Raw genomic sequence first — 19,972 nt, 5'->3', positions numbered from 1 at the left:
TGTGAATCAGCTGGGATCTACCTGTGGATAATGTGGGTATAGTTATTTAGCGGTCATGGCACGATGGTACGCATAATGGGGTTCTGCAAGGAAATGAGTGTCTCTGTTGACTGTATCTCATCAATTGTCTGGATCTTGTTGATAAGTACCTGTTGGAGCGCATCTATTGATTTACACATGACCTTAATAAAGATGCTGTAATGCCCAGTTGTGTAATAGGCTTCTACAACTTCTTCTAAACTCTCTAGTTTTTTCAATGCTGAAGGGTAATCTTTGGCGCTTTTCAAAATAATGCCGATAAAACAGCACACGTCATAACCCAGTTGTTTTGGATTCACGTGAACACAAGCCGCCGTGATGATCCCAGCCTGGCGCATTTTCTCGACTCGCACATGAATCGTCCCCGGGCTGACTCCAAAGTTTTTCGCCAATTCAGCATAAGGAGTGCGTGCATTTTCCATTAATGCGTTAAGGATGCCGCGATCGAGATTATCGATTTGATAAATTTCACTCATATTAACCCCCTTTTTTTATCGATTATCTAATTATAGCCCCATAAAAATGAATGATTAAAATTGAAATGGCAATATTGTTTATTGGATATTGAATTTAACCCTCATTCTGTTGCTTAATCGATGACAAGCCCAACGGCATAACGACTATTTGCACAACACAATAACAAATTGAGAAAACGGCAATGAAAAAACAATTTATCGAAAAACAGCAACAAATCAGCTTCGTAAAATCATTCTTTTCCCGCCAATTAGAACAGCAACTGGGTCTGATTGAAGTGCAGGCTCCGATCCTGAGCCGTGTTGGTGATGGTACTCAAGATAACCTTTCTGGTTCCGAGAAAGCGGTGCAGGTCAAAGTAAAAACTTTGCCAGACGCAACTTTTGAAGTTGTTCATTCATTAGCTAAATGGAAACGTAAAACCTTAGGCCGCTTTGACTTTGGGGCTGACCAAGGGATTTACACCCACATGAAAGCATTACGTCCAGATGAAGATCGCCTGAGTGCCATTCATTCCGTGTATGTAGATCAGTGGGATTGGGAACGTGTAATGGGTGATGGCGAACGCAACCTGGCTTACCTGAAATCCACAGTTAACAAGATTTATGCAGCAATTAAAGAAACTGAAGCGGCAATCAGTGCTGAATTTGGTGTGAAACCTTTCTTGCCAGACCATATTCAGTTTATTCACAGTGAAAGTCTGCGCGCTCGTTTCCCTGATTTGGATGCTAAAGGTCGTGAACGTGCGATTGCCAAAGAGCTAGGCGCGGTGTTCTTGATTGGTATTGGCGGTAAATTAGCTGATGGTAAATCTCATGATGTTCGTGCGCCAGATTATGATGACTGGACCTCTCCGAGTGCGGAAGGTTTTGCTGGGCTGAACGGCGACATTATTGTTTGGAACCCGGTTCTGGAAGACGCTTTTGAAATTTCATCCATGGGGATTCGTGTGGATGCTGAAGCCCTGAAACGCCAATTGGCTCTGACTGCTGATGAAGATCGTCTGAAACTGGAATGGCATCAATCTCTGCTGAGTGGCGAAATGCCGCAAACCATTGGTGGTGGCATCGGTCAATCGCGCTTAGTGATGTTACTGCTGCAAAAACAACATATTGGCCAAGTGCAATGTGGGGTGTGGGGACCGGAAATCAGTGAGAAAGTTGCTGGGCTGCTGTAAAATTTAATAGCGACAATGACGATATTGATAATATGACAAAAGACACCTAAGGGTGTCTTTTGGTTGTTTTTATCCCAGTGATACCAGCTTAAACCAGATCAGAAGTTGTATTTCACCCCTAACATCACTGATGTATCGCTGTAGCCTTTATTGCCCACTTGCTGGCCAACATTACCCCAAACATTTACTTTCTTGCTTATCTGGCCTTCTACACCCAGTTTCAACTCACCGATGTTGGCGGCACCGTCTTGTTTGACTGTCATACCATCCATTGTGGTACCGAAGTCTTTAGTATTGTGGATCCAGTTTGCTTCAACAAATGGCTGGAATGCGCGATTTTTGTCTTTATCCTGCTCGCTATACCCTTTCATAAAGGCTTTCACTCCCAGGCGGGTCTGGATATTACCATTCCCCTCACTAGACACATTAGTACCATTAGCCTCTTTATGATCATCAGCTTTAACCCCCATCCAGGTGGCTTGGGCTTTAGGTTGGATAAAGTAGCTGGCACTCTTCGCGGCATTTTCACCCACTTTAAAGGTGTAGCCAGTTTCTACCGAAGCGGTAACCCCTTTGGATTTGTACTCTTCGGTATTCAGGAACTGACCATCAACACTGTTGTTGAACCAGCTGTACTGTGCCCAGCTATCAATATACAAACCGGATTTATCGGCATCATTGGCATACCAAGTACCATATAAACCGGTGCTGTAGCCGTCGACAGAGGCACGGGCACTATAACCAGACAGGCGCGACTCAGTTTTGCTCTTGCTGCTACCGTAGCCAGCCATGACGCCCAAATGGAAGCGATCCAGGCCATTATTACTCCACTGTGCTATATCGCCGCCCAGTTGCAGCACATAGCGGTTAGCTAGCGTGCTTAACTGATCTTGAGTATCACGCGAGCGGTTATGCCCACCTTCATTGCGCAGCCACATACTGGTGACTTTCTGTTCGCCAGTCAGAGCATCGATATACTGAGTCTCTCCCAAACGATCATGCAAACGAGTGACAAACATATTATTGGCCGCAGCCAGGTTAGCACTGTAAGAACTGGCTTCAGGGCGTTCAATCATGATTGACTGATCCGCTGGCACTGATGGATCTGCGGGCATAGGTATCACAGCTGGTATTGCATCTGGCTCTTCTTCCGGCTCTGGTTCAGGAATAGGTGCCGGAGCCACCAGTGGAACCGCGCTGGTCAGATACCAATTACTGGCTTGAGTGTTGGCGCCGCGCGCCAAAAAGTAATCAAAAGCACCCGCAACAATACGTCCGCTCTGGATAAATTCCCCGGTTGAATTCCCGGCAACATTGATTAACTCAATACCATTAAGAGTTTGCGCGCCGCTCCCCCCTAGGTTATTTACCTGCACATAGGTGGTGCCTGAGCTATTGCCGCCGATATTAAGCTTGTCAGTCACTGAGCTGTCATCACCCAGAACTGAATTCATATTAAGCAAACCATTATTACCGGTGTAATCACCAGTAATCGTTAATGAATTTCCTCCCGTTCCACCAAAGTTAACGACACCAGCATTATCTAAAGATTGCAGAGTTTGATGGTAACCGCCTAAATCTAACGTAGTGCCAGCACGAGAAATATAGTCAGAATAAGCACTGAAGAAATTATTTCCCCCTGCTTTTAACGTCCCTTCACTCAGGATAGTAGAGCTGCTGTAGTTATTTGCGGCAGTCATCAGCACAGTCCCGGTACCTGTTTTATTAAAGACTGTCGTGCTGTCGCCATTCAGTTTATTCACGCCAAGTGTGACGCCCGCATCGGTATTGATAGTGCCAGTTAATCCGGAAGCCAAGTTCACGTTGACCCCGCTATTGTCAGCCACAGCCCAGAGCGTATTATTTGCGCCACTGGTTATATCGAACAGACTGTTGGTTGCGAACTTACTGGCATCCAATTTGGCGGTGCCACCTTGCATTTTCAGGCGACCACTAAAAATATCATTCCCGGTTGCGATGGTCATAAAACCATTATTAGCCAGAGTCAGATTAGTGGTATTAGCAATATTGCCCGTTAAAGTACCGCCAGTGTTACTGCCTGCACTACCGGTAAAGTTTATTTGGGCATTTTCGAGTGCGTCATGAACATACCCACCTGACATATCCATTATCTTTGCATTACCTAATAATGAATCAATTCCAGCGCCGGTCATATTAAGAATTAATGCATCACCATATACTGAGCCAATATTTCCACCGGTCAAATCAGTTATTTTAGCATTATCATAGACTTTGTTAATTTGGCCTTCAGACATAGTGACGACTTGCGCATCAGCATATACGGAGCCAATAGTTCCGCCAGACATATCTGTGACACTAGAATTACCATACATGCTATCTATTGAGCCCGATAACATATTAATAACTTGAGAGTTATTATACATACGACCAATCCCACTATCGGACATATTAGTGATTTTGGCGGTGCCATACATATAGTCAACTGAACTATTAAGCATATTAGTGATGGTAGCTTTGCCATACATCGGGCCGACTGTCGCCCCTGACATATCATTTATATAAGCATTGCCATACATTCTATCAATATCACCCCCAGTCACCGTGGTGATTTGGGCATTACCATACATGGGGCCTAATGTTCCCCCTGACATTGTCGTAATTTGAGAGTCAGCGGACATCGAGCCAACATCTCCCGCTGACAGTGAAGTGATTGTTCCACCCAGCATGTCACCTATTGTCCCGCCCGACATATCCGCAATTTTTACCCCATCAGTGATGAAACCAAGTCCTCCTCCTGAAAGAGTGGTGATTGAACCACCATAAACTCTGTCAATATAACCGCCTGACATATCAGTAATTTTGGCATCATTCATCATGTAGTCAATTTCACCACCTGACAGAGTATCGACAGTATGTGAGATACTGAAACCACTATAATATTGGCCGCTGGTTATATTCGTCGTGCCAGCATCAACATCAGCAGCATATATAGGGTGAGCTAACAGCAAGCTCACCGGAGCAATTATTAAGACTAAAGAATGTATTTTCATGTAAATTTATGTCCAGTGTTGATATAGCAAAAACTCATATAGGAACAGCGCTCTATATGGAATTGGTATTAATGTAGAGACAGTTAATAAATATTGTTTTTATTTTGTATTTTTAATGTTAATTCAATAAGGCTAATAATTACTTTTGGGATATAACAATTTAAATGAACTTAATTAACTATTATTTTACATTATCTTTAGAGGGAACAGTTCTAAGATAAAAGTAATCATATAGAGTTAGTTTTGAGGCGAATATAAGACAGGGAGTGAGATTGTTGTAGGATGATTCCCACATATTTGATGGAGGTTATTGAAGAGGGTTGTGTGAAATATTCGTGTTGTAAATGTTATTATTGAACTGGCTTTTTATTTCTTATTGATATTGTTGATTTTAGTGAAAGCATATTTAGTTATAAATAAATGACTCACTATTAATATAATATTATCTGCATAGGTAAATATTATTAATTAATAAATATTCCAACTAGTTAGGCATCTTATAGTTTAAGCCGCTTACTGACTGAGTTATCGCTGGTTTGCCGCTTTCCTGCAACTTGATAACTATTGGTGTATATTCAATATAACTATCAACAAGGTCATTGATGTTATGCTTCTATTTCATCCAATTAGACACTATTTACATGCCCGCCCAAGGTTGTTGTTTTCTGTTGGTGCTGGGGTTGCCACTTATTTTCTGTTACCAATACATTACACTGTTTTATTGCGGCTGATGGTCAGTTGGAATGTTTCTGCCTGGCTCTATTTGCTCTTTTTATGGCTGCAACTATTACGTACTGATCCAAAAAAAATCAGCAAAATAGCCCGTGTACAAGATGAAAGCGCCAGCATGGTGTTGTCGATTGTCAGCATGGCGTGTCTGGCCAGCATTTTGGTTATATTGTTTGAGTTGAGTACTGCAAATCAGTTAGCCGGTTCAGCCAAGGCGGTTCATTTGATACTGACGGGCATGACTTTATTAGTCTCGTGGCTACTATTACCCACCGCTTTTACTATGCACTACGCCCACCTGTTTTATATGCGCCGTGATGAGTCAGAAACCACGTTGCCGTTACTTTTCCCTAAGGAGATAACCACGCCTTCCTATTGGGATTTTCTTTATTTCTCATTCACTATTGGTGTGGCTTCGCAAACCGCCGATGTGGCAACCGGCACATCTGATATCCGCCGCGTGGTGTTATTGCAGTCGGTATTATCCTTTATTTTCAATATGACAATATTGGGACTGTCGATAAATGTGGGGGCCGGCCTACTAAACTAAAATACGTTATCGCTTCCAGCGGCGCATCAAGCGGCTTTTTAAACCGGTATCAAAGCGCCAGATATGATCGAAAATGCGCATGATACCGGGCTTGCCATATGCAGACATCGCCACGGCATGGAATCGGTGTTGATGGGCTTGCTGTTGAATTTTAATCTTGCGGATTAATTCTTCGGGTAAGCGCTGGGCAATAAAGTCCGAAATAATCACCGCATCGGCGTCATACCACTCTCTCTCTTCCATTTTGTTTAAGGTGTTGGTTAGGCAGGCCGCCAGATCCGTCCCCCCACGAAAATGTTGGCTGAGAAAACGTATTGCTTGTTCAATGCCGCTGGCCGCAGAGAGTTCGTAGTGAATTATTTCTGTCGCAAATAACATGATGTAACAGCGGCGGTTATCCGCCAGCGCAATACGGAGCAGAGCTAAACAGAAAGCTTTGGCACATTGCTCGTTAAACCCGCCCATCGAGCCAGAAGTATCGACACAAACGATAAAGGGGCCACGTGGCTGTTCATCATGACTTTTAAGGCTAACAGGGCGCTGTAAGGTTTTTTCCTGCCAGTTATCCCCTTGTAAGCGATAGGTGAGCAAGCGACGCTCGAGTAAGCGGCGGTAAAATTCAAACTCCAGTTCACTCATCCCCAGCATAACCAGCTCTGTTGGGAGCAATCGCAGAATGTCATTGCTCAGGTGAATACCACTGACCTCCTCCGGTACCGCATCAGGTTGGCGCACCATTACTGTGTAAGGTTCATAGCGAGCATCGGGGGTAGGTTGTGCTTTGGCTGAGCGGCTACGGCCTAACTGTTCTGCTAACTGCTGCAATTCCGGTTGTTGCTGTAGAAAATCACCGTATTGCAGTAACAATTGATAATCACCGCGCTGTAAATGGCCCTGAGTCATATCCCAAAGCCGCCCTGCGGCCCCGTCATTGGTCGCCAAAATCGGCTCCAATGCGCCACTGAGTGCTAGTCGCTGCTGTAATTCGGCTAGCAGTTGCTCTCGCTCTTGTTCCAGCAACTGATGATGAATAGTGATGGTTTGTAGCGTCAGACTGACACGCCAGCGCTGTAAAAAGAGAGTTTGTAAGCTATCGCCAGTCTGTGGGTTTCTTTCTAAATCAGCGGTTTGTAATAATGTTTTAGCTTGTTCGGCAAAAGGAGAATGCCATTGCTGTAGCTGCGCTACGATATCGGGAAGATGGGCATAAAATATCGGGCTACTCTCTAATTGGCTCTGTTGGTATAAGTAAAACTCATCAGCCAATCCTGCCGGAACTTTTGCTTCTTGGATACGCTGCTGTAAGTTTTGCTTCCAGCCGGGAATATCCTTCATTAATGCGCGCTTAATTCGCGGAAATTTTTCAAAAAATATCGCTAGCTGAGGAGAGACCAGCAATCCCACCACCATCTCTTCGATAAGCTCATTTTCGCTTATCGATAACAGCAAATCTAATGTTGCCAAGCTCAGCATCTGTCAGTGCCCGCGCAGTTTTTGTTGCTGCTGTTTCAACTGTTCTGCCACCTGCAACAAGCTCGCTTCTATTTTCGCCAACCAAGAGGATGGCGTGAACAAGCATGGTTGGTGCTGATTGAATAACCGCCGTTGCTCGGACAGATTATTTTCCAACTCGGTAAGCTCCACCAGCAACTCGGGGGGAACGCTGGTGGTCGTGGCTCCGGGTTGTGAGAGTATTGATGACTGGCGACTAACATCTAACACCGTGATATGGAGCTGTTCATCAATTTCTGCATCAATAGATTGGGCATAACCGACGCCATTTAATTTGGCGCGTAATACTCCACCCTTGTTCAACCATTGCGCCAGAGCCTCTTTCTCTATTTGCAGATGATTAACTTGAATGTCATGCAAGTTAAGAGGCTTTTGCAGTAACAGCGTTAACGTACTATCAGTCAGTGTCTCTGGCAGGGCATATTGCGCTTTACGGCTGAACATGCCGCTTTGCTTGGTCACCGTCAGTGCTTGATGGTCACTTTGCTGCTGTTGGTGCTGCAACCATTGACCATTAATATGTTGTAGCTTCATTAATAGACTTTGCTGCTGATATCCCTGCTCGGTTAACAACTGCTCTAACTGATGCTGTAGCAGCTTCAGCGAGCTAAGGTCATGCCATAGGCAATCCTTCAGTAAAATGAGGTCGATAGGGGTGATTTCATTTCGCCCACTGAAAAAGGCGCTAGCTTGCAGTAGACGCATAGCCTTCTTCCAACGCCGGTCAGAGACATACGGTGCCTGCTCTTGTGCACTGAGTCGTTGACGTAACTGAAAAATAAGCTCAAAACAGTGATCCGGCAGAGTGATTTTATCGATTAAGGGCTGCCACTGATAAAACTCTTCATCGCTGATACTGAGATTTTCCGCCACCGGATTATGGTTTTCATCTTGCCGGCTAAGCAGCAATGAGCGGAAATTCTGTTTTTCTTGCACGCGATCCAGCCAGATACGGATCAACATACGGTCATAAAGTGCCTCTAGACTGCTGTCTGCATCGGGTAATTCATTGGAAGCTGTCACCAGCAAGCGCATTGGGATTCTGTCTTCCCGATCACCATTACGAAAACGTCGTTCATTAATGGCGGTGAGCAGGGTATTCAGAATCGCCGGGCCAGCTTTCCAGATTTCATCAAGAAAGACAATTTCAGCTTCAGGCAAATAGCCCCCGGTCATGCGCTGGTAGCGCCCTTCTTCTTTCAGTGCTTGAATAGAGAGTGGACCAAACACTTCTTCAGGGGTTGAAAAGCGGGTCATCAGATATTCAAATGCCCGGGCATTTCGGAAGGCAAATTTCAGGCGGCGGGCAATCAGGCTTTTGGCAATCCCAGGAGGGCCGAGCAGAAAGACGCTCTCGCCACTGAGGGCCGCCAGCAAACACAAGCGGATAGCTTCCTGTCTTTCATACAGACCGCTTTCAAGGGCACTGCTCAAGCGGGAGATTCTTTCAGCTAATTGTGATGATTGCGCCATAATTGCTCTATATGTTCCGTTAGTTAATTGATTTTTACCTGATCACGGGAAATAAATCCTCTTTTTCTTAAGGGAATAGATTGTTGAATAGTCATATTTTTATACATTTTTACTCTTGCTGTTGCTTGATTTAAGGGTAGGCAATCCATTGAAATCGTGCATACTGTGCGCCTTTTGATGAGCGTATAAAGACGACAGGATCTGTTAAAGTTGTTCTTAAACGCACGCAGCAGCTTATGGATGTTCTAGCAAAAAGAAATCAATTATGAGCACAGAGCATAAACAGTCTTTATCGGCGGTAACCCTGGCGGCAATAGGGGTGGTTTACGGTGATATTGGTACCAGCCCGCTCTATACCTTGAGAGAGTGCTTTTCTGGTCATTATGGTTTTGATGTCCGTCCAGATGTGGTGTTTGGTTTTTTATCGCTGATATTCTGGATGCTAATTCTGATTGTCTCGGTTAAATATCTGACCTATGTCATGCGCGCAGATAACGCCGGTGAAGGGGGTATTTTAACGTTAATGTCTTTGGCCGGGCGCAATACGTCTTCCAGAGCCACGTCTATTTTGGTGATACTCGGCTTAATTGGCGGCAGCTTCTTTTATGGTGAAGTCGTCATCACTCCAGCTATTTCGGTTATGTCGGCCATTGAAGGGTTGGAAATTGCCGCTCCTGCACTTGATCCCTATATTGTTCCCTGCTCGATTGCGGTGTTAACCCTACTGTTTATTATTCAAAAACACGGTACCGGTAGCGTCGGTAAACTTTTTGCCCCGGTAATGTTGGTGTGGTTCCTGACCTTGGCGCTCCTTGGCCTGCGCAGTATTATCGCTAACCCAGAAGTTCTGGCTGCACTGAATCCTAAGTGGGCAATAAGCTTCTTCACAGAATATAAATCAGTTTCATTTTTCGCCCTTGGCGCTGTAGTTTTGGCTATTACCGGGGTAGAAGCGTTATATGCCGATATGGGGCATTTTGGTAAATTTCCTATTCGGTTGGCATGGTTTACTGTGGTTTTGCCGTCATTAGTGCTGAATTACTTTGGTCAGGGCGCGTTATTACTGAAAAATCCAGAAGCCATCAAAAACCCCTTCTTCCTACTCGCTCCTGACTGGGCGCTGATCCCACTGTTAATCTTGGCAACATTAGCGACAGTTATTGCCTCGCAAGCGGTTATCTCCGGTGTGTTCTCACTGACCCGTCAGGCGGTTCGTTTAGGCTATTTGCCGCCAATGCGAATTATTCATACGTCAGAGATGGAATCAGGCCAGATATATATCCCAGTGATTAACTGGACACTGTATCTGGCGGTGGTGATGGTTATTGTTGGCTTCGAACGCTCCAGTAATTTAGCTGCGGCTTATGGGATTGCCGTGACCGGTACCATGGTGATAACCAGTATCCTGTTCTGCACCGTAGCGCTGAAAAACTGGCATTGGAATCGCGTTTTTGTCGGCTGTCTGCTGGTGATCTTACTGATTATCGATGTGCCGATGTTTTCTGCCAATGCTCTGAAATTGTTCTCCGGCGGTTGGTTGCCACTGTCTCTTGGTTTAGTGATGTTTATCATCATGACCACTTGGAAGAGCGAGCGTTTCAGTCTGCTGCGCCGTATGCATGAGCATGGTAATTCATTGGAGGCGATGATTGCCTCATTGGAAAAATCGCCTCCGGTACGAGTAACAGGGACGGCGGTGTATATGTCGCGGGCAATGAATGTCATTCCATTTGCCTTGTTACATAACCTGAAACATAACAAAGTGTTGCATGATCGGGTGGTGTTGCTGACATTGCGCACCGAAGACGCGCCTTATGTGCATAATGTTAATCGGGTGACTATCGAGCAACTCTCACCGACATTCTGGCGAGTGGTCGCCAGCTATGGTTGGCGAGAAACGCCAAATGTAGAAGAGATTTTCCATCGCTGTGGTTTAGAGGGCTTGCCATGCCAGATGATGGAAACCTCATTCTTTATGTCGCACGAGTCACTCATTCTGACCAAACGCCCTTGGTATCTGTTCCTGCGCGGCAAGTTGTTTATTGCCCTCAGCCGTAATGCGCTACGTGCAGCCGATCAGTTTGAGATCCCGCCTAACCGGGTTATTGAGTTAGGGACGCAAGTCGAGATTTAGATAGGGAGGCCGTTATGATTAACGGCCTTTTTCTTGCTGATTAGGTTTCCACTAAATTGGTGGGATAAGCAAACTGGAAGAAGACGAAGTTGAAGTCTACTGTGCGTTCGCAAAAGACTTCCTAAATATGTCTAATGCCATCAGGCAGGAATTGAATAAGAATAAAGAATAGATAGAGGTAAAATGCGATGACTGATCGTTTGAAATATCTTCAGAGTATGGCTAGACGTTATAACAAATTGGGTGCGGTCTCCGATGAAACTGTAGCGAGTATTGATTTTTCATAGGTTCAGCGAAACGTTTCGATGGCGATCACATTTTCACCAAATTGGGTTTGCCTTCTGCTGCCATTTTTCTAAACTCAGTATCAGCGAAACGTTTCGCTGTTGGAGTAGAAAATGAAAAAAGGCGCATTACTGAATTCTGATATTTCCGCTGTTATCTCCCGTCTGGGTCATACCGATCAGCTGGTGATAGGTGATGCGGGGCTGCCAATACCGGCAACCACCACACGTATCGACTTGGCATTGACACGAGGCGTTCCTGGTTTCCTCCAGGTTCTTGAGGTGGTAACGCAAGAGATGCAGGTTGAGAGTGCCTACCTCGCACAAGAGATTGTTAAAAATAATCCGCAACTCCATGAAGCGTTACTCGCCCAACTCACACAACTTGAACAACATCAGGGAAACCAAATTGTTTTGCGCTATATCAGCCATGAGGCTTTTAAAGAGCAAACCAAACAAAGCCGGGCAGTGATTCGTAGCGGGGAATGTTCCCCCTTTGCTAACATCATTCTCTGCTCCGGCGTAACTTTCTGAGGCATTTATGCAACCTTTGCTGCAACTGAAAGGGATTGATAAAGCCTTTCCCGGCGTCAAAGCACTCTCCGGTGCTGCACTGAGTGTCTATCCCGGCAGGGTAATGGCACTGGTGGGCGAAAACGGGGCTGGAAAATCGACCATGATGAAAGTGCTGACTGGCATCTACAGTAAAGATGCCGGCAGTCAGCATTTCTTGGGTAAAGAAGTGGTGTTTAATGGCCCAAAAGACTCGCAAGAAGCGGGGATCGGCATTATTCATCAGGAACTTAACCTGATCCCGCAGTTAACCATCGCAGAAAACATCTTTTTAGGGCGTGAATTTGTTAATCGTTTTGGCGGCATCGATTGGAAAAAGATGTATGCCGAAGCCGATTTACTGCTAGCCCGCCTGAATATCAGCTACAGCAGCCATCGGCTGGTGGGCGAACTTTCTATTGGTGACCAGCAAATGGTGGAAATCGCCAAGGTGCTGAGCTTTGAATCCAAAGTCATCATTATGGATGAGCCAACCGATGCACTGACCGATACCGAAACCGCCTCTTTATTTAACGTCATCAAAGAGCTGAAGGCCGAAGGGCGCGGCATTGTTTATATCTCCCACCGCTTAAAAGAGATCTTTGAGATTTGCGACGACGTCACGGTATTTCGTGATGGGCAATTTATCGCGGAAAAACCGGTGAGTGACCTGACTGAAAACTCACTGATTGAGATGATGGTGGGCCGTAAGTTAGAAGAACAATACCCACGCCTGAACTTACCGCGTGGTGAAAAGCGTTTACAAGTCAAACAGCTATGTGGCCCCGGGGTGAAAAATGTCAGTTTCACCCTTTATAGTGGCGAGATCTTGGGAGTTGCTGGCTTGATGGGCGCAGGCCGTACCGAGTTGATGAAAATCATCTATGGTGCATTGCCGCGTAAATCTGGTTTTATCATGTTGGATGGCCGCGAAGTCGTGACTCATTCACCACAAGACGGTTTAGCAAACGGCATCGTTTATATTTCCGAAGATCGTAAACGGGATGGCTTGGTGCTGGGTATGTCGGTTAAAGAAAATATGTCTTTGACTGCATTACGTTATTTTAGCCGCAGCGGCGGTTCCCTCAAGCATGCCGACGAACAGTTGGCAGTAGCCGATTTCATTCGTTTATTTAATATCAAGACGCCATCCATGGAACAACCTATTGGTTTGTTATCCGGTGGTAATCAGCAGAAAGTCGCTATCGCTCGCGGTTTGATGACGCGGCCAAAAGTATTGATCCTTGATGAACCGACCCGTGGTGTGGACGTTGGGGCCAAAAAAGAAATTTATCAGTTAATTAACCAATTCAAACAAGAAGGGCTGAGCATCATTTTGGTTTCTTCGGAAATGCCAGAAGTGCTGGGCATGAGTGACCGCATTCTGGTTATGCATGAAGGTCAGCTAAGCGGCGAGTTCTCTATTGAAGAGGCGACCCAGGAAGTATTGATGGCAGCCGCCGTCGGCAAGCGTGATTCATTTATAAATAATAGCTCGACAAGTCATAGCGTGCAGAGCAGGAGTGATCAGATATGAGTTCCCAGACTATCCAGACAAAACGCTGGTTCAGTAAAGAATGGTTGTTAGAACAAAAATCACTGATTGCGCTGCTAGTGCTGATTGCTGTGGTTTCGTCCCTAAGTCCGAACTTCTTTACCCTTAATAACATGTTTAACATTCTCCAGCAGACTTCGGTTAACGCCATCATGGCGGTGGGGATGACACTGGTTATTCTGACTTCAGGGATTGACCTGTCGGTAGGTTCATTACTGGCGCTGACTGGTGCGGTAGCGGCCTCGATTGTCGGGCTGGAAGTTAATGCATTGGTTGCCGTAGGTGCGGCATTGGCATTGGGGGCGTTTGTCGGTGGGATCACCGGGGTGATTGTTGCTAAAGGCAAAGTGCAGGCATTTATTGCCACGCTGGTCATGATGCTGTTATTGCGCGGTGTCACCATGGTTTATACCAATGGTAGCCCGGTAAATACCGGTTTTACTGATGTGGCAGATACTTTTGGTTGGTTCGGTATTGGCCGCCCATTTGGGGTACCGACCCCAATCTGGTTGATGGCAATTGTCTTTATTGCTGCCTGGTACATGCTGCATCACACTCGCTTGGGGCGCTATATCTATGCATTGGGGGGGAATGAGTCAGCCACTCGTCTCTCTGGTATCAGCGTCGATAAAGTTAAAATTATTGTTTATTCGCTATGTGGGTTGTTAGCGGCATTGGCAGGGATTATTGAAGTCGCCCGTTTGTCGTCAGCACAACCTACCGCCGGTACCGGCTATGAACTGGATGCCATCGCAGCCGTGGTTCTGGGAGGTACCAGCCTTGCTGGGGGGAAAGGGCGGATTGTTGGCACCCTGATCGGCGCATTAATCCTCGGTTTTTTAAATAACGGTTTGAATTTATTGGGTGTCTCCTCCTACTACCAAATGATCGTCAAAGCAGTGGTTATCCTGCTAGCGGTGTTGGTAGACAATAAAAAGCAGTAGGCTATTTTACTGGCCATTTTGGTATTGGGCAGTGCTCAGAATCCTCACGTACTTGGTGTACGTTCCGGTTCTGTGTGCTGGCCGCGCCCAAACTGTCTGCGACAATAGCGCCTACTAAATTGAATTAGCTAACTCCCTACAGGAAATTGCGACCATGAAAATGAAGAAACTGGCTACATTGATCTCTGTTGTTGCACTGAGCGCTACCGTAAGTGCTAACGCGCTAGCAAAAGACACGATCGCGCTGGTAGTTTCCACGCTGAATAACCCGTTCTTTGTTTCAATGAAAGACGGCGCACAAAAAGAAGCGGATAAGCTTGGCTACAATCTGGTGATATTGGATTCTCAAAATAACCCGGCCAAAGAGCTAGCTAACGTGCAGGATTTAACAGTGCGTGGCACTAAATTGCTGTTGATTAACCCAACTGACTCCGATGCAGTTGGCAACGCAGTTAAAATGGCCAATCAGGCTAATATCCCAGTCATTACCCTCGACCGTCTGGCTAACGCGGGCACTGTCGTGAGCCACGTGGCCTCTGATAACCGTTTCGGCGGCAAAATGGCCGGTGACTTCATTGCTAAGAAAGTCGGTACCGATGCCAAAGTGATTCAGTTGGAAGGGATTGCCGGTGCCTCTGCTGCCCGCGAACGTGGCGAAGGCTTTAAGCAGTCAATGGAAAAAAACAAGTTCCAGCTGTTAGCTAGCCAGCCTGCTGATTTTGACCGCACTAAAGGTCTGAATGTCATGCAGAACCTGTTGACGGCTCACCCGGATGTTCAAGCTGTCTTTGCGCAGAATGACGAAATGGCTCTGGGTGCACTGCGCGCCTTGCAGACTGCGGGCAAAACTGATGTGTTAGTGGTTGGTTTTGATGGTACAGACGATGGTATCAAAGCAGTTGAAAGCGGCAAAATGGGTGCAACAATCGCTCAACGCCCTGATCAAATTGGTGTTATTGGGGTGCAAACTGCGGATAAAGTACTGAAAGGTGAAAAAGTACCAGCGGTTATCCCGGTTGACTTGAAGTTAGTGACTAAGCAATAACGTTATTCATCAAAGAATAATTATTTAATAAATCCAAGGTAATTGAAGTTGCAGGTAGGCAGCAAATGAACTCATCCCGATGAACTTACTGAAGTAAGTAATTCGGGGGAGCGAATGTAGCTAACAACCCTGCAGCTTCAAGTACAAAGGAATACATGTGATGGAAACAGGTAAATTAGTGGTCTTAGGCAGCATCAATGCCGACCATATTCTGAATATTGAGCAGTTTCCGCGTCCAGGTGAAACGGTGATCGGGAAGCAGTATAAAGTTGCTTTCGGTGGTAAAGGCGCTAATCAGGCGGTTGCTGCTGGCCGTAGTGGGGCGAATATCGCGTTTATTGCCTGTGTGGGTGAAGATGATATTGGTGACCGGGTGCGTCAGCAGTTAGCCAGCGATAATATTGATACTGCACCCATCGAGGCGGTAGCCGGCACCACAACAGGGGTTGCGCTGATCTTTGTTAACGGTGAAGGCGAGAATGTCATTGGTATTGATGCTGGCGCAAACTCAGCGGTCACACCGGCGTATCTTAGCCGCTACCAACAGCAGGTTATTGATGCTGATGCATTATTGATGCAACTGGAATCGCCACTTGAGACAGTTATCGCCGCTGCTAAACTGGCAAAGCAGCATAAAACCCAAGTAATTCTTAATCCAGCCCCAGCTCGCGCGTTGCCCGATGAGTTGTTAATGCTGGTGGATATGATAACACCCAATGAAACCGAAGCTGAGCGCTTAACCGGCGTGCATATTGAGCAGGATGATGATGCCGCTAAAGCTGCGCAAATTCTGCATGATAAAGGGATTGCTACCGTCATCATTACCTTGGGTAGCCGTGGTGTTTGGCTCAGTGAACAGGGTAAAGGTCAATTGGTTGCTGGCTTCAAGGTGAATGCAGTGGATACTATTGCTGCCGGCGATACATTTAATGGCGCATTGCTGACTGCTTTATTGGAAGGTCAATCGATGGACTTAGCCATTCGTTTTGCCCATGCTGCGGCTGCTATTGCGGTCACTCGCCCTGGCGCACAACCTTCCATTCCATGGCGGGCCGAAATCGACAGTTTCTTACAAGACCGGATATAACTTTGGCCACCATGAAAGATGTCGCCCGCCTAGCGGGCGTATCAACATCAACAGTCTCGCATGTTATTAATAAAAATCGTTTTGTCAGCGATCCTATTCGCGACAAAGTGCAAGCTGCCATCAAGCAACTCAACTATGCCCCTTCTGCGCTAGCGCGGAGTTTAAAACTCAATCAAACCCGTACCATAGGTATGTTGGTTACCGCCAGTAGCAACCCGTTTTATGCCGAAGTTGTACGTGGTGTTGAACGCAGCTGTTATGAGCGCGGCTATAGCTTGATTCTGTGTAATACCGAAGGTGATATCGATCGCATGAGCCGCAGCATTGAAACCCTGATGCAAAAGCGTGTCGATGGTTTGCTATTAATGTGCACCGAAAGCCACCGCCCATCACAAGATATTCTGCGTTGCTACCCTTCATTGCCGATCATTATGATGGATTGGGCTCCGTTCGAAGGGGTGAATGATGTTATTCAGGACAACTCATTATTAGGTGGGGAAATGGCAACCTCATATTTGATTGCCAGAGGATATACCCGCATCGCCTGTATTGCTGGCCCACAAGATAAAACACCAGCCAAAGAACGTTTGGAAGGATTCCGCCAGGCAATGGATCGTGCTGGTTTACCGGTGCTACCGGGATATGAAGTGGCGAGTGATTTTGAATTTAGTGGCGGTTTGGTTGCCATGAAACAGTTACTGGCATTGGCCGAGCCACCTGAAGCCGTTTTTACCAGCAACGATGCCATGGCTGTTGGGGTTTATCAGGCTTTGCATCAGGCAGGGTTATCAATTCCGCAAGATATGGCCGTCATTGGTTACGATGATATCGAAATCGCACAATATATGACGCCACCGCTGACGACCATTCATCAGCCAAAAGACTCTCTTGGTGAACTTGCCATTGATACTCTGATTCATCGGTTAAATAACCCGGAAGCGGAACCTCAAGTTCTGATTCTCACTCCCGAGCTGGTCGAACGTGGGTCAGTCGCTACCCATTAAACTTCGCTTTCTGCGGGTTGCGCGACTTTTTTCACTGCTCGGCCCTTAATGAGATTATTGCCATCTTTGGGTTTGAGTAATAAGAACACTGCAGAAGACAATAATGTCACCATACCCATAGTAATAAAGGTGTAGTGGAAGTGATCAACATTATTGCCCACGGATAACCCATCGTAAAAGCGCAATACAACCGCACTGATAGCCACACCAAAGCTAATGGCCAGTTGTTGGGTTACTGCCAAAACACTGTTGCCCGAGCTGGCATTATTATCTGTTAAGTCAGCCAGCGTGATGGTGTTCATCGCAGTAAACTGTGTGGACATCGCCATACCCAATATAAAGAGTGGCAATATCATCAACCAAGGCGACATACCCGGTGATTGCAGTGAAAACAAAGCAATCAGGATGCCGATAATCACCGTGACCCCCACTAACACTTTACGGTAGCCCAACGAACGCAATACTTGCGTCACCACAGATTTTGCCATCATCGAACCAATGGCTGTGGGGGCCATCATGCAACCAGCAATAATCGCTGAATAACCAAATCCAACCTGCAACATCAATGGCATCAAGAAAGGTACGCAACCGGTGCCCAGACGTGACGCGACGTTACCGGCAATCCCGACAGAGAATGTTCTGGTCTTAAATAGCGGTAATCCGATTAGTGGATTAGGGTGATTTTTGGCATGGAATACATAAAAGAGCAGCATCAATAAGCCGCCGACCATAGTTGCGGCGGGGAGATAGTCGGCGATATCAGGCCGTCCCATGATTTCCAGGCTCACGGATATCATGACTAAACTGCTGCCGAATAGCAGGAAACCAATAAAATCAAAGGCACGTTTAGGCATGGTGAAGTCAGGCATGTATTTACGAGCATAAAAAATGCCCAACAAGCCGATAGGTATATTAAGGATAAAAATCCAATGCCATGTGGCATAGGTTACTAGCAGCCCACCGAGTAATGGCCCCATTACCGGACCGACTAATCCGGGGATAGTGACAAAATTTAATACGGGGAGTAATTCACTTCGTGGATAAGCCCGGATAAGTGCCAATCTGGCCACGGGCATCATCATCGCACCGCCGACGCCCTGAATCACTCGGGACGTCACTAAAAACGGCAGTGAATCTGAAAGCGCGCACAGAAACGAGCCGAACGTAAATAATGACACTGCCACAATGAAAACCCGCCGAGTTCCAAAGCGGTCGGCCAGCCAGCCACTCACCGGAATCAACATGGCAACCGTAAGGGTATAACTGATAATGGCTGATTGCATGGTCAGCGGTGAGCGGTTAAGGCTTTCAGCTATTGAAGGGAGTGCCGTATTCAGTATGGTGGCATCCAAAGCCTGCATAAAGAAAGCCATGGCGGCTATCCAAGGAAGGCCCGCCATGCTGCGTGCAGATTTTATCATTGTCTGTCCTGGTTATCTTGGGAGGAATACCCTCTCTATCTATATAGATATAAATAACATTTAGTCGCTAATCTTTCTCTGTTAATAACACTTGGCAGGCTAATAAAGCACCTTGACTGTCGCCCGCTAGAATGGTGTCGACAATATCCTGATGGTGTTGCAGTTTTATCACCTCATCACCGGTAATGGCGCGAAAGTAACTGTGATAAACCGAACTGAACAAATTCGCGAACGATGTCAGAAATGGATTGCCGCTGGCTTCATAGATTAATTGATGAAACTGAGCATCCACTTGAATCCATCGTTCACGATTAAACTGAGTATGCAGTGCTCGCATCTCTTCTATTAATGAAGTTAATAATGCCCGTTGCTTTTCATTAGCATTGATAGCTGCCAGTGAACAAGCTTGAGGTTCGAGTGACCTCCTTAATATAAGGAAGTGCTGCATGACTTCATCGAAATTCTCTCGGTTCATCCACCAGGTCAATAACTCCTGATCGAGATAGTTCCAATTGGCTTGCGGCATCACCCGAGTACCAATCCGTGGGCGGGGTAATAGCATCCCTTTTGCGGCGAGCATTTTTACCGCTTCGCGAACAGCAGTTCGGCTAACACCAAATTGTTCTCCCAACTCTATCTCGCCAGGCAATATGCTGCCGGCTTCATATTCCCCGGCGAGAATACGCTGGCCAATCTTTTCGGCCAACAGATACGAAAGATTACGCTGGGCGGCCTGTTGTTGGGTATTTAGTTGCATGGTGTTTTGTCCTATCTGTCTTCTTATAGTTCTATTTTACTCTACTGTTTAGCACCGGTACTGAATGTTTAGCTTAATAATTGTTTAAATACTGGCCTTTTACCCCATTTTTGCTGAAAAAAAGCACGGTTGAAAAGTTTTTTCAAATTAGGGGTTGCAGGCTGTCAGGAACTCCCTATAATGCGCCTCCACTGACCGGGAAC

General features: G+C 46.2%; 15 protein-coding genes. 9 read left to right on the top strand and 6 right to left on the bottom strand.

Annotated features, from left to right (window positions below; genetic code table 11):
- Positions 1–53 precede the first annotated feature (53 nt).
- Positions 54–515, bottom strand: coding sequence for a transcriptional regulator AsnC (gene asnC, locus FTA96_RS02030; RefSeq protein ID WP_005161192.1), 462 nt, complete (start codon positions 513–515; stop codon positions 54–56).
- Between the two features lie 182 nt (positions 516–697).
- Here asnC and asnA point away from each other — a divergent pair, with 182 nt between their 5' ends.
- Positions 698–1,690 (top strand): aspartate--ammonia ligase, encoded by a 993-nt coding sequence (gene asnA / locus FTA96_RS02025; protein ID WP_050109310.1) that lies wholly within the window; start codon positions 698–700, stop codon positions 1,688–1,690.
- 98 nt (positions 1,691–1,788) lie between these two features.
- On the opposite strand, the gene FTA96_RS02020 is transcribed toward asnA, so the two are convergent.
- Positions 1,789–4,722 (bottom strand): autotransporter outer membrane beta-barrel domain-containing protein, encoded by a 2,934-nt coding sequence (locus FTA96_RS02020; protein WP_235897410.1) that lies wholly within the window; start codon positions 4,720–4,722, stop codon positions 1,789–1,791.
- 607 nt (positions 4,723–5,329) lie between these two features.
- Between FTA96_RS02020 and FTA96_RS02015 the strand changes: the two genes are divergently transcribed.
- Positions 5,330–6,001 carry a DUF1345 domain-containing protein gene (locus tag FTA96_RS02015; protein ID WP_145573089.1) on the top strand — a complete coding sequence of 224 codons (672 nt, stop codon included), beginning with the start codon at positions 5,330–5,332 and terminating at the stop codon, positions 5,999–6,001.
- Between the two features lie 6 nt (positions 6,002–6,007).
- On the opposite strand, the gene viaA is transcribed toward FTA96_RS02015, so the two are convergent.
- Together viaA and ravA are read right to left on the bottom strand one after the other, a co-directional pair.
- On the bottom strand, positions 6,008–7,474 hold the full coding sequence (gene viaA, locus FTA96_RS02010) for an ATPase RavA stimulator ViaA (protein ID WP_050109313.1): 1,467 nt from the start codon (positions 7,472–7,474) through the stop codon (positions 6,008–6,010).
- Between the two features lie 3 nt (positions 7,475–7,477).
- The gene (gene ravA / locus FTA96_RS02005) at positions 7,478–8,986 is read right to left on the bottom strand and encodes an ATPase RavA (protein WP_050109314.1); all 1,509 of its coding nucleotides are present in this window, start codon (positions 8,984–8,986) and stop codon (positions 7,478–7,480) included.
- 265 nt (positions 8,987–9,251) lie between these two features.
- On the opposite strand from ravA, the gene kup reads away from it, so the two are divergent.
- The 7 genes from kup to rbsR all read left to right on the top strand — a co-directional run bounded on the left by kup (position 9,252) and on the right by rbsR (position 17,591).
- Positions 9,252–11,120 (top strand): low affinity potassium transporter Kup, encoded by a 1,869-nt coding sequence (kup, locus tag FTA96_RS02000; RefSeq protein ID WP_050109315.1) that lies wholly within the window; start codon positions 9,252–9,254, stop codon positions 11,118–11,120.
- Positions 11,121–11,518: 398 nt separating this feature from the next.
- Positions 11,519–11,938, top strand: a complete 420-nt coding sequence (gene rbsD, locus FTA96_RS01995; protein ID WP_050109316.1) for a D-ribose pyranase — start codon at positions 11,519–11,521, stop codon at positions 11,936–11,938.
- Between the two features lie 7 nt (positions 11,939–11,945).
- Entirely contained in the window at positions 11,946–13,493 is a 1,548-nt protein-coding gene (rbsA, locus tag FTA96_RS01990; RefSeq protein ID WP_050109317.1) for a ribose ABC transporter ATP-binding protein RbsA, read from the top strand.
- Positions 13,490–14,455, top strand: a complete 966-nt coding sequence (gene rbsC, locus FTA96_RS01985; protein WP_050109318.1) for a ribose ABC transporter permease — start codon at positions 13,490–13,492, stop codon at positions 14,453–14,455. The genes rbsA and rbsC overlap by 4 nt, the downstream gene beginning before the upstream one ends.
- A gap of 154 nt (positions 14,456–14,609) precedes the next feature.
- A complete protein-coding gene (rbsB, locus tag FTA96_RS01980) occupies positions 14,610–15,500 on the top strand; it encodes a ribose ABC transporter substrate-binding protein RbsB (RefSeq protein ID WP_050109319.1) in 891 nt (296 codons plus the stop codon).
- Between the two features lie 160 nt (positions 15,501–15,660).
- Positions 15,661–16,587 carry a ribokinase gene (rbsK, locus tag FTA96_RS01975; RefSeq protein WP_050123860.1) on the top strand — a complete coding sequence of 309 codons (927 nt, stop codon included), beginning with the start codon at positions 15,661–15,663 and terminating at the stop codon, positions 16,585–16,587.
- A gap of 2 nt (positions 16,588–16,589) precedes the next feature.
- Entirely contained in the window at positions 16,590–17,591 is a 1,002-nt protein-coding gene (gene rbsR, locus FTA96_RS01970; protein ID WP_050109321.1) for a ribose operon transcriptional repressor RbsR, read from the top strand.
- On the opposite strand, the gene mdtD is transcribed toward rbsR, so the two are convergent.
- Both mdtD and FTA96_RS01960 read right to left on the bottom strand, forming a co-directional pair.
- Entirely contained in the window at positions 17,588–19,012 is a 1,425-nt protein-coding gene (gene mdtD / locus FTA96_RS01965) for a multidrug transporter subunit MdtD (RefSeq protein WP_050109322.1), read from the bottom strand. The two genes, rbsR and mdtD, sit on opposite strands and share 4 nt — an antisense overlap.
- Positions 19,013–19,079: 67 nt before the next feature.
- Entirely contained in the window at positions 19,080–19,769 is a 690-nt protein-coding gene (locus tag FTA96_RS01960; protein WP_050109323.1) for a FadR/GntR family transcriptional regulator, read from the bottom strand.
- Between the last annotated feature and the right edge of the window lie 203 nt (positions 19,770–19,972).

The sequence above is a fragment of the Yersinia alsatica genome (genome assembly GCF_902170305.1).
Lineage (GTDB): Bacteria > Pseudomonadota > Gammaproteobacteria > Enterobacterales > Enterobacteriaceae > Yersinia > Yersinia alsatica.
This window is presented reverse-complemented; position numbering and strand designations above follow the sequence as displayed.

Bases quoted from the DNA above. Each gene is read 5' to 3' on its own strand.
- asnC (WP_005161192.1), bottom strand. From the start codon at position 515: ATGAGTGAAATTTATCAAATCGATAATCTCGATCGCGGCATCCTTAAC.
- asnA (WP_050109310.1), top strand. From the start codon at position 698: ATGAAAAAACAATTTATCGAAAAACAGCAACAAATCAGCTTCGTAAAA.
- FTA96_RS02020 (WP_235897410.1), bottom strand. From the start codon at position 4,722: ATGAAAATACATTCTTTAGTCTTAATAATTGCTCCGGTGAGCTTGCTG.
- FTA96_RS02015 (WP_145573089.1), top strand. From the start codon at position 5,330: ATGCTTCTATTTCATCCAATTAGACACTATTTACATGCCCGCCCAAGG.
- viaA (WP_050109313.1), bottom strand. From the start codon at position 7,474: ATGCTGAGCTTGGCAACATTAGATTTGCTGTTATCGATAAGCGAAAAT.
- ravA (WP_050109314.1), bottom strand. From the start codon at position 8,986: ATGGCGCAATCATCACAATTAGCTGAAAGAATCTCCCGCTTGAGCAGT.
- kup (WP_050109315.1), top strand. From the start codon at position 9,252: ATGAGCACAGAGCATAAACAGTCTTTATCGGCGGTAACCCTGGCGGCA.
- rbsD (WP_050109316.1), top strand. From the start codon at position 11,519: ATGAAAAAAGGCGCATTACTGAATTCTGATATTTCCGCTGTTATCTCC.
- rbsA (WP_050109317.1), top strand. From the start codon at position 11,946: ATGCAACCTTTGCTGCAACTGAAAGGGATTGATAAAGCCTTTCCCGGC.
- rbsC (WP_050109318.1), top strand. From the start codon at position 13,490: ATGAGTTCCCAGACTATCCAGACAAAACGCTGGTTCAGTAAAGAATGG.
- rbsB (WP_050109319.1), top strand. From the start codon at position 14,610: ATGAAAATGAAGAAACTGGCTACATTGATCTCTGTTGTTGCACTGAGC.
- rbsK (WP_050123860.1), top strand. From the start codon at position 15,661: ATGGAAACAGGTAAATTAGTGGTCTTAGGCAGCATCAATGCCGACCAT.
- mdtD (WP_050109322.1), bottom strand. From the start codon at position 19,012: ATGATAAAATCTGCACGCAGCATGGCGGGCCTTCCTTGGATAGCCGCC.
- FTA96_RS01960 (WP_050109323.1), bottom strand. From the start codon at position 19,769: ATGCAACTAAATACCCAACAACAGGCCGCCCAGCGTAATCTTTCGTAT.